Annotated in this window: 9 protein-coding genes and 2 pseudogenes; 5 read left to right on the plus strand and 6 right to left on the minus strand. The window is 58.0% G+C overall.

Going from position 1 to position 9,193, the window contains the following annotated elements; translation table 11 throughout:
- The first annotated feature begins 57 nt into the window (after positions 1 to 57).
- Together AC1Q7Q_RS22395 and AC1Q7Q_RS22400 are read left to right on the plus strand one after the other, a co-directional pair.
- On the plus strand, positions 58 to 1,083 hold the full coding sequence (locus tag AC1Q7Q_RS22395) for a filamentous hemagglutinin family protein (protein WP_492371124.1): 1,026 nt from the start codon (positions 58 to 60) through the stop codon (positions 1,081 to 1,083).
- Entirely contained in the window at positions 1,080 to 1,742 is a 663-nt protein-coding gene (locus AC1Q7Q_RS22400; protein WP_492371125.1) for an RNA polymerase sigma factor, read from the plus strand. Before AC1Q7Q_RS22395 ends, AC1Q7Q_RS22400 begins: the two co-directional genes overlap by 4 nt.
- A 271-nt stretch (positions 1,743 to 2,013) precedes the next feature.
- Here AC1Q7Q_RS22400 and AC1Q7Q_RS22405 read toward each other — a convergent pair.
- Positions 2,014 to 2,196 (minus strand): annotated as a pseudogene (locus AC1Q7Q_RS22405) (transposase domain-containing protein); the annotation flags it as partial.
- On the opposite strand from AC1Q7Q_RS22405, the pseudogene AC1Q7Q_RS22410 reads away from it, so the two are divergent.
- Both AC1Q7Q_RS22410 and AC1Q7Q_RS22415 read left to right on the plus strand, forming a co-directional pair.
- Positions 2,189 to 2,392, plus strand: a pseudogene (locus AC1Q7Q_RS22410) (transposase domain-containing protein); the annotation flags it as partial. The pseudogenes AC1Q7Q_RS22405 and AC1Q7Q_RS22410 sit on opposite strands and share 8 nt — an antisense overlap.
- Positions 2,365 to 2,628, plus strand: coding sequence for a hypothetical protein (locus AC1Q7Q_RS22415; RefSeq protein ID WP_492371126.1), 264 nt, complete (start codon positions 2,365 to 2,367; stop codon positions 2,626 to 2,628). The pseudogene AC1Q7Q_RS22410 and the gene AC1Q7Q_RS22415, both read left to right, overlap by 28 nt.
- A gap of 462 nt (positions 2,629 to 3,090) precedes the next feature.
- On the opposite strand, the gene AC1Q7Q_RS22420 is transcribed toward AC1Q7Q_RS22415, so the two are convergent.
- The 5 genes from AC1Q7Q_RS22420 to AC1Q7Q_RS22440 all read right to left on the minus strand — a co-directional run bounded on the left by AC1Q7Q_RS22420 (position 3,091) and on the right by AC1Q7Q_RS22440 (position 7,741).
- Positions 3,091 to 3,984, minus strand: a complete 894-nt coding sequence (locus tag AC1Q7Q_RS22420) for an HpcH/HpaI aldolase/citrate lyase family protein (protein ID WP_492371127.1) — start codon at positions 3,982 to 3,984, stop codon at positions 3,091 to 3,093.
- A 309-nt stretch (positions 3,985 to 4,293) separates the two neighbouring features.
- Positions 4,294 to 4,698 carry an aldolase/citrate lyase family protein gene (locus AC1Q7Q_RS22425; RefSeq protein ID WP_492371135.1) on the minus strand — a complete coding sequence of 135 codons (405 nt, stop codon included), beginning with the start codon at positions 4,696 to 4,698 and terminating at the stop codon, positions 4,294 to 4,296.
- Positions 4,699 to 5,028: 330 nt separating this feature from the next.
- Positions 5,029 to 5,910, minus strand: a complete 882-nt coding sequence (locus AC1Q7Q_RS22430) for an ABC transporter permease (protein WP_492371128.1) — start codon at positions 5,908 to 5,910, stop codon at positions 5,029 to 5,031.
- Positions 5,903 to 6,712: an ABC transporter ATP-binding protein gene (locus tag AC1Q7Q_RS22435; protein ID WP_492371129.1), complete on the minus strand. Its 810-nt coding sequence runs from the start codon at positions 6,710 to 6,712 to the stop codon at positions 5,903 to 5,905. The genes AC1Q7Q_RS22430 and AC1Q7Q_RS22435 overlap by 8 nt, the downstream gene beginning before the upstream one ends.
- Positions 6,713 to 7,741: an ABC transporter substrate-binding protein gene (locus tag AC1Q7Q_RS22440; protein ID WP_492387211.1), complete on the minus strand. Its 1,029-nt coding sequence runs from the start codon at positions 7,739 to 7,741 to the stop codon at positions 6,713 to 6,715.
- Positions 7,742 to 8,385: 644 nt separating this feature from the next.
- Here AC1Q7Q_RS22440 and AC1Q7Q_RS22445 point away from each other — a divergent pair.
- Entirely contained in the window at positions 8,386 to 8,850 is a 465-nt protein-coding gene (locus tag AC1Q7Q_RS22445; protein ID WP_492371131.1) for a transposase family protein, read from the plus strand.
- Positions 8,851 to 9,193 lie beyond the last annotated feature (343 nt).

The raw sequence follows: 9,193 nt of genomic DNA on the forward strand, positions 1-9,193 counted from the left end.
GCGCTGGCGTATTTCGACGGACTGGCGCCAGAGCAGCAACGGGTCTTCCTGCGCGAGGTGTACTACGCTGAGCTGCGCGAAGGCGGCCGCGAGTACAACAACCCGGCCAGCAGCCGGGTGGGTTCATACCTGCGCGGCCGCGAGATAATCGCCACATTGTTCCCCAACACGGATGCCAACGGCCGCGAGATCGCGCGCAGCGGCGACATCACGATGTTCGGCGGATCGGGGGTGCGCACCAATTTCGGCGGCAACATCGACATGCTGGCCCCGGGCGGCAAGATCGTCCTCGGCGTGCAGGGCCAGGTGCCGTCGAGCACCTCCGGCGTGATGACGCAGGGGAGGGGTGACATCCGTCTGTTCAGCGAAGGCAGCCTGCTGCTGGGACTGTCCCGCATCATGACGACCTTCGGCGGCAGCATCTTCGCCTGGTCGGAATGGGGCGACATCAACGCGGGACGCGGCTCGAAGACCACGGTACTGTTCACACCGCCGAAGCTGGCCTACGACGACGTGGGCATCGTTGCGATTTCCCCGCAGGCTCCGAGTTCCGGCGCGGGTATCGCAACGCTGGCACCGCTCGCCGAAGTCCCCGCCGGCGACGTGGACCTGATCGCGCAGCTGGGCACCATCGATGCGGGCGAGGCCGGCATCCGTGTGTCGGGCAACGTGAATCTCGCTGCGCTTCAGGTCGTCAACGCGGCCAATATCCAGATCAAGGGCGAGTCGGCGGGCATCCCGACCGTGGCCGCAGTGAGTGTTGGGGCGTTGACCAATGCGAGTGCCGCATCGTCGCAAGCCGCAAACGCGGCACAAGACGCCGTGCAACGGGAGCGCTCGGCGGCACGACAGGCCTTGCCGTCGATCTTCACGGTACGGACGCTCGATGCGGGCAACGAGGTGCAGGCGCCCGTCGAAGGTGGCGGAGCCAATGTACCGGCACGCCCCGGCTTGCAGTCGGATATCTCGTCTTACGATCCGAAGAATAGGGTGCAATACGTTGGGCATGGACGCAACTTCACTCCCGACGTGCTCTCGCGCCTGACCGACGATGAACGCCGGCGTCTGCAGCAAGACCGATGATGGACGGAGCCCGCCATGTTGTCCTCCGCGACGTGCTGGTCGAGAATTACGATCGCCTGCGCCGTCGCCTGCTTCGGCATCTTGGCTGTCCCGATCTGGCCGGCGAGTGCCTGCATGATGCCTGGCTGCGTTTGGAAGACATGCGTGCCGTGGCCACGCTCCTGAGCCCGGAGGCCTACGTGTACCGCGTGGCGTGCAACCTGGCTACGGACCGGCTGCGTCAGCGGCGGCCGTGGTCCTTCGTCAGCGATGCCGCGACGGAACTGGAACAGTTGACGGACCCATCGCAGAGACTCGACGTCATGGTAGAACTGCGCGCCAACCTTAAAGTGCTCGATGGCGTGCTGGAGAGCCTGCCGCATCGCCATCGTGGCATTCTGATGAACCTGCGGGTGGAGGGATTGAGCCGTCAGGAAGTGGCGGAGCGCCACCGCATTTCGCTTCGCAGTGTCGATACGGTGCTGCGTCAGGCCTTGGACTACTGCGGCGCGCATATGGGACATCCGGTCAGGGGCGGCGTCAGTTCACCCCGTCGCGCCTTGCCGAAGATGCGACGATCCTCAAATGCCCGCGCAGCACTTTCAGCGGGAAGCGCTGCACGCCATGCGGATGCGCCGGCGATGCCCGTTCATCTGCATGAACTTTGTACTCATGATTGATTTCCTGAACAATCTGGCTGTCTGCCATGTGGAACCAAGCACCTGGATCACTCTTTCCGCGCGGCCAGCGCGTTGACCTGATCAGCACGCGCCCCAACTGCGTATGGTCCCGCCCAGTCGTGACACCTTTGGCTTTGACCCGAAAGATGCTGGCCTTGTCGCTGTAGAACGCGACCGACTTGCCGTGGCACTCGATACTTCAGAGGGCATTCTGATCTGGCTGGAAGCGGACAGTAAGCGGCTGGCGAAGCCGTCTTGACGGTGTATGGTCTCAGGAGGCGGCAGGCGTCCAACGGTGCGGCAGTAGCTCACCGATGGCGCTAGCGCGCTGGGTCGGCAGTCTGGTCAGCACGTCCGTCAGGTACGCATGTGGATCCAGTCCGTTCAACTGCGCCGAGCGCACCAAGCTCATGACCGCGGCCGCCCGTTGTCCTGCTCGTAATGAGCGCTCGAACGGGCTGTTCGCCGGCTCCTTGCGTGCGGGACAGCGTGCCGCGGCAATCGTGAGTTTGGTGCGCTCGGCGCAGCTCAATGGTCACGATCCGTACGCCTATCTGAAAGACGTGATCACACGGCTACCAACGCACCGCGCCAGCAGCATCGCCGAATTGCTACCACATCGTTGGAAGCCGGCTACCAGCGTCACCTAGCCGCTGCGATTGTCACAGTCAAGACGGGTTCGCTGGCCGCTTACGGTCAAGGCTGTTCAGGACTGGATGCAGCCGGCCATATCGATTGCCGCAATGGCACTCCATCATCGGTTGAACGCGAACTTGCTGCGCCGTTGGGTTTCGCCATCATCGAGCAGGTGGTACTCGCGCGGAATCGTGATCAGCATCCGGAAATCATCACAACGGTCCGAGTGGCCCATGCCGAGAAGGCATGAAGGCCTGCGAGAAGCCGTGCACCAAGGGAGCGGTCGCGTCCACCAAGACAAAGCGTATCCGGGTCGACAGGTCGGTACGACGCTGAGCACTCCGGACTTCGTCAGGACTGCCCGCTCCGTCGGTGTGGAGGCGGAGCGGGTGAGTACGCTGGAAGAAGTTGACCGTGGGCTGCAGCGCGGGTTGCACGCGCAAAGGCTGTAATTCATTGAAGTGCAATCCAACCTGTCCGCGATTCTTCCATCGCGTCCCACCGAATCGGTGGCGATCGAGCGCTGCAGTGATCCTCACTGTCGCCGCCGCCGTACCTCGCCGACCGGTGGGTGCCAGCCGATACGGATGGTATGGCGGTGAGAAATCCTTCCACTAACGTCGCGCTTGGGCATGTTCCGTACATCTCCGCTGCGCAGACGAGAGAGGCGATTTTCCATGCCGAAACAGCGTTCGCTCTCACGAGCGCTGAACTACTCCGAAGCCTCCACGTGGGACAAGATTCGATGTGCAAGGCGCAGATGCGGGCGGTCGATCATCGCGTTGCCCAGCCTTGCCACGCCCGAAGCACCAACTTTGGAGAATGCTTCGACCACATGTCTGGCCCAACGCACTTCCTCTTCCTGCGGTATGAAGGCCTGGTTAATCGGGGCGATATGATCGGGATGTGCTGCCGCCTTGGCGGTAAAACCATCGCGCTTCGCCTGTGCGGCCTCTTGTCCGATCTGCGCGGGGTCGGTCAGGCTGGTGGTGACCGCGTCGACGGCATCGATGCCCGCCTGCGCGGCCGCCAGCAGACACATCGTCCGTGCCACGGAAAACGGTGCGGTGAGTTCCTTTCCGACGTGCGACGAAAAAGCGCCAAGGTCGGCGGCGAGATCATCTACCCCCCACATCAGCGCCCGCAGCCGCATAGGCGCATTGCGATAAGACGACAGGCCGAACACGCCTTCGGATGACTCCGTCGCCATTGCGATGATGGCGACTTCCCAACTGTCGGACAACAGCGCGCTTTCAAAGGCGGCAAGAAAATCGCAAAGCCGATGGACATCGCTAACGCTCCTGCACTTGGGCAGCACGATCGCGTTTGGCCGATGGGGAACCACCGCGGCCAGGTCTCGCAGGATATGGCCCGACGCCAACCCATTGACGCGTACCAGCAAGGCAGGCGCCATCGACGCTCGATTCTGCTCTAGGAAGGACACCAGTCTGTCCCGCGCATCATCCTTTCCATGTTCCGGCACGGCGTCTTCAAGATCGAATACTAACCCGTCGGCCCCGGATTTCAGCGATGCAACCAGTTTGCGGTCACTATCTGCCGGAACGAAGAGCAGGGAGCGGAGGCGCTGTGGCAGATTGTTGTGCATCGTTGTTTGTCTCTGTAGAACTGCTATCGATAATGGCTGGCCGTTCACCCGTCTGGCACGCACTCCAACGATGCCAGCGATCGATCAATCAGGCAAACTGGGTTTTCCGAAAGCACGTTTCGTCAAAGGCGAACGGCACCGGCGTTTGCTGCGGTCACGTCTAAAGGCGGAGCTTATTGGTCGATACAGGCCTAGCCGAAATACGCTCTCGGACGACTCGGTTGCCATGACTATGATGGCGGCTTCCCACGTGTTGTCCAGCAGGGTGACCTCGAATGTGGTCAGGAAATCGCAAAGCCTATTGACGTCTTACACGCTACGGCACTTCGGCAGCACAACCACATGGGGTCGATGCGGTATTATCGCCGCCAGATCTTGAAAGAGATGACCGGAGCCAAGACTATTGACGCGCACGAGCAAAGCAGCGTCCATGGATTTACGGACTTGTTGAAGGAATTCAAGCGACTTTCGCCGTTCCCTGTCTTTACCATGCTCTGGAACGGCGTCCTCAAGGTCGAATATCAAGCCATCCGATCCAGACCTCAACGATGCATGGAGCTTTCTGTCACTCTCGCTCGGCAGGAAAGAAAAGAAGAGAACGAAGACGCTTTGGCATGCTGGCGTACATACTTCTTGCCTCCGATTTCTGCCGACAATCAATTTCACACGTTGGCGACACAGCAATAAAAAAATGGGGGCATATATAGCCCCCACAATCCGCCAAACAATGAACGGCAATCGCGTTTGACGGAGGAGACCACGAGTTCCCGCCGGATGGCCTCGTAATGCCCGGCATAGAAAAAAAATCTTGCCAAGCTGAATCTCAGAATGGATCAGTTGCGAGTGCGTTGAGGGCGAGGAAACGTAGGAAAGTCGATTCGAATAACATTCCAGCAGTACGAAGCCATCGCCCGCGGATGCGCGGGAAAAGGAGGTGTCAAAGCTCTATGAGCCAATTAAAGATACCCAGGAGGAAGTTGCTTGCAACTCCCTCGCAGAATTAATGTAGGGAAAATGTTGCCGGGCGCCGGGTATAACCCTTAGTCAGGCCTGCATGCCCCACCGACGAACAGTCCGATTTTCAATAGCGCGAAAGATCACGCCCTCGATCAACAGACCCACCAGGATCACGGTAAGTAGACCGGCGAAGACGCGAGGCGTTTCCATTACGGTACGCGCTTGAAAGATGTACCAGCCGAGGCCTCCAGAACTTGAAGAAACGCCAAATAGTAGTTCTGCGGCAATGAGAGTGCGCCATGCAAATGCCCAACCAATCTTAAGACCGGAAAGAATTGCTGGAAAGGCTGCAGGAACCAGTATCTTAAATACGTAGCGAATACCATGGAGACCAACGTTTTGACCAACCATACGCTGCGTCATGCTCACGCCTAGAAAGCCGGAATGAACATTAAGAGCGACCGCCCAAAGTACCGAGTGAGTAATGACGAAGATGAGGCTTGGAACACCGAGGCCGAACCAAATGAGCGCAAGCGGTAGAAGCGCAATGGCAGGCAGCGGATTAAACATTGCCGTCAATGTGATTAGAATGTCTGTGCCAAAACGAAACGAGACGGCGACGGTCGTCAGTGCGATGGCGATGGCGAGGCCGACAACATAACCACCAGTCAGGATTTGCAGGGTCGTGGCGAGGCGCAAGGGTAGTTCCCTTGTGGCTATATCGTTGAAGAACACCGCGGCCGTTTCACTCAGAGGCGGAAAAGCCAGCGGATTGTCGAGCCACAGAGCATAAAGTTGCCAAATCATGGCGAGCAGAGAGAGGAAAGCTGTACGCCGCACCCAGCCTTTGTTCCAGGTTCGTTCAAATAGGCCAAGTCGCTGCTCCACGTCACCAACGTGGGAAACGGGAAGTGTCTCAAATTCGATATCCGGACGGATCCATTCGGCGCTGAAAACATTCTTAGTCATGGAAAACCTCACCTTCAGCGGTAGCTCTCGAGCCAAAAAGAAGCCTTGAGATATTTTGATGCAGATCCTGAAAATCGGATCCGCCGATGTGGGAATGATCAAACTGGCTGCAATCAAGCTCGGCGCGGACCTGTCCAGGGTGGGGACTAAGTACGAGTACACGGCTACCAAGGACAATAGCTTCCTCAATTGAATGCGTGACGAAAAGCATAGTGAACTGCTTGTCGTTCCAGAGTTGGAGCAACTCATCCTGCATCTGGCGCCTAGTAAGGGCATCCAGAGCAGCGAACGGTTCGTCCATTAGCAGCATATCCGGCTCAAGCGCGATGGCGCGGGCGATGCCAACTCGCTGCTTCATGCCGCCTGAGAGCATATGCGGATAGGCGTTTGTGGCGCGGGAAAGACCTACGCGCTCGATGATCGAGAGCGCGCGTCGGCGTGCCTCCTCTTTAGGAAACTTACCGCTTTCGATCATGCTGAACATGACATTCTCCAAGACGGTCTTCCATGGCAGAAGTTGGTCAAATTCTTGGAATACCATCATCCTGTCCGGGCCCGGGCCATTGATCGGACGACCGCGTAGTTGGATTGAGCCCTCTACCGGTCGCACGTAGCCGCCGACCGCTTTGAGGATGGTCGACTTGCCACATCCGGAAGGTCCGAGCAGTACGAATCGATCACCTTTAAGAACCTTGAACCCCACCCGATAGGCTGCGGTAACGAGTGATGCACGCGTCTTGTACTGTAGCGTTATTCCATCAACCCTGAGGAGTGTATCTGGCATTTCCATGTATGTCTCCATTTAGGTATTCCCCAGCGCATGTGAAGCTGGGATCATGAAGTCGTTGATGCTCTTCAGCTCATTCCTAAGCACCCCGACCTTCTTCATGAAGCTGGCGTAAGTCATAATTCCCAACGCGTTTATTGAATATCCTTGGTTCGGATCATCAAGAATTTTCTGAAAATCCGGCTGGGATAAAATTTTCGTTGGTTCAAGAGTTAGAAAAAGTGAGGCCGCTTCAGAAGACTTGCTCTTAATGAAGAAAATCGCGTCCTGGATGGCACCCAAGAAAACCTGCACGAGCTTTGGGTTGGCGTTCGCGAAGGTACGGGTACCAGCAGCGATCACGAAGCTAGATGGGCCTCCGAAGACTTCGGTGGACGTAAGCAACTTGCGAGCGCGTGGGTCCGCTTCGATGATTTGCACGTAGGGCGGCGAGGCGAAATGGGCCGCGACGATACCACCGCGCAGCATGCCGTTGACAGCGTCGGGATGCGGGAGGCTGATCATGTTCTTATCCAGCCGAGACGGGTCGCCGAACTGCTTCGCGCAGGCCATCTTCAAAATGAATGCCTGCGTATTGGCGGTTGAAGGCATTGCGATCTTGTCATTGGGACCAAAGTCAGCGATAGACTTGATCCGCTGATCCACTGTGAGCAGCGTACACTCGTTGTTTGACAGTCCGCTGAATCCATTAATCTCTCGACTGGTACCGCGCGTGCGGTCCCAAGCGATTAGCATGCCGGCCGGTCCGGAAATGCACATGTCGATCTGGTTCGATAGGAGCGAGTCAATGATAGGGTTCTGGCCGCTGAGTTGGACAAGCTCCACTTTGAATCCCACAATGCCAAGCTTCGCCGCATGGGCAGCGAAAAAGCCCTGCTGCTGCGCTACCCGCACCGGAAGATTGGGTAGGCCGAAGCCTACGGCGATGCGCAATCGATTGGATTGCTGAGCTCGGACAACTGCAGGGGCGGCTAGGGCACTCGCCGCAAGCGCGAGCCCACCGAGATCCTTCATGAAATCTCTTTTAGAAAGAAACCTATTCATTGCAATTCCTGGCTGAATGAGCAGAGCTCGGTCCCACTTTCGGGCGTAAGCGAAAGCTCGACCGGATAAGGGATGCCTCGCCGATAATAAAAATAGAAAGCGTCAAATCCGAAACGCCTGTTGCACTGCATCAGACGGCGGGTCTCCTAACCGCAAGGCAGTGGCGAACGTGGAGAGTAGCGTCATGACGTTATTTTATGGGATCGGATCATGAGCTTCTCTACTCGCTATAGAGCTAGTCTCGTCGGCGTGTTGCTGCAAGTCAAATGCCTATTCGGCCTAACTGACTTAACCTGGGAGAGGAGTGTTCGAAGTATGGAAACAACAGCCTGAGACAGGAGGTGTATGACCAGGGTAGAGCAGTTGATGACCAATTTGAAGGACGGATGTAGCGGCGCGGGTGTCCTGTCAACAACGGATACAGCCGATCTGTGCTGCGGGCTATGGTACATAGCAGCGACTTGCCTTGCGGTTAGTTCTTCGATTCGAGTCTCATGCCCTGGGGAAGGCACGCTTCAGGGCTGAAGAGGTGTCCTCGCGAACGACCATTTACAACGTGCTGAAGCAGGCGGGACGGATTGTGCCACGGCGGGCGCGGCCAGTTTCTGACTGGGGATGACCGGTGGTGTCATTCGCTGACGGTGATGAATCATGCTAGCCGCTATCTGCTGAGTTGCCAGCGTCGATACGATACGCAACTGGCGCGGACGCAGGCGGCGCTCGAACGCTTGTTCTGTCGCTATGGATTGCCGGACCGGCTGCGCACGGACAACGGAGTGCCCTTTTTGAGCACAAGCTGTGGCGGGTTTTCGCGGCGGTCAATCTGGTGGCTGAAGCTGGGGATCGTGCCGGAGCGCATTGTACGCAGACACCCGGAGCTGAATGGGCGACACGAGCGGATGCATCGCACGCTCAAGCGTGCCACGGCGCAACCGGCGGCGGCTACGCTGAGGGTGCAGCAGAGGCGGATGGATGAGTTCCAGCGTTTCTACAAACGAGCAAAGGCCGAACGCAGCGCTGAACCAGAGCACGCTGCAAGGCTGCTCCGCAGAGTCGAGTCGAGCGTATCCGAGGCGGTTGCCGAAGATGGAATACGCGAGCTATATTGAAACCTCACAAGGTGAGCAGCAGTGGCTTGAGCTACAAGGCAGAGAAAGTCATATGTGGGGCGCTTGCTCTACGGCGAAACCAGTTAGACTGGCGGCCACGGAAGAGGAATTGTGGTGTGTGTACTTTGGCCCAATAGCGGTGGGCCAAGTCGACGAACGATAGGCCAGATAAGGCTATCAAAGCCTCAGAATGTTGCACATGTTAGATTGCGTCGTACAGCAGCTTCGTTTGGGCCAGTTCCCTGTGCATACTCTCATTCTCGGCTGCCAGTTCCGCCACTCCGATCCCGCCTGGCGCCATGACTGCCTCAGGCTCCTTCGCCTTGAACACCCTGTTCGTCAG

The sequence above is a fragment of the Cupriavidus sp. GW823-FHT07A04 genome, assembly GCF_058794615.1.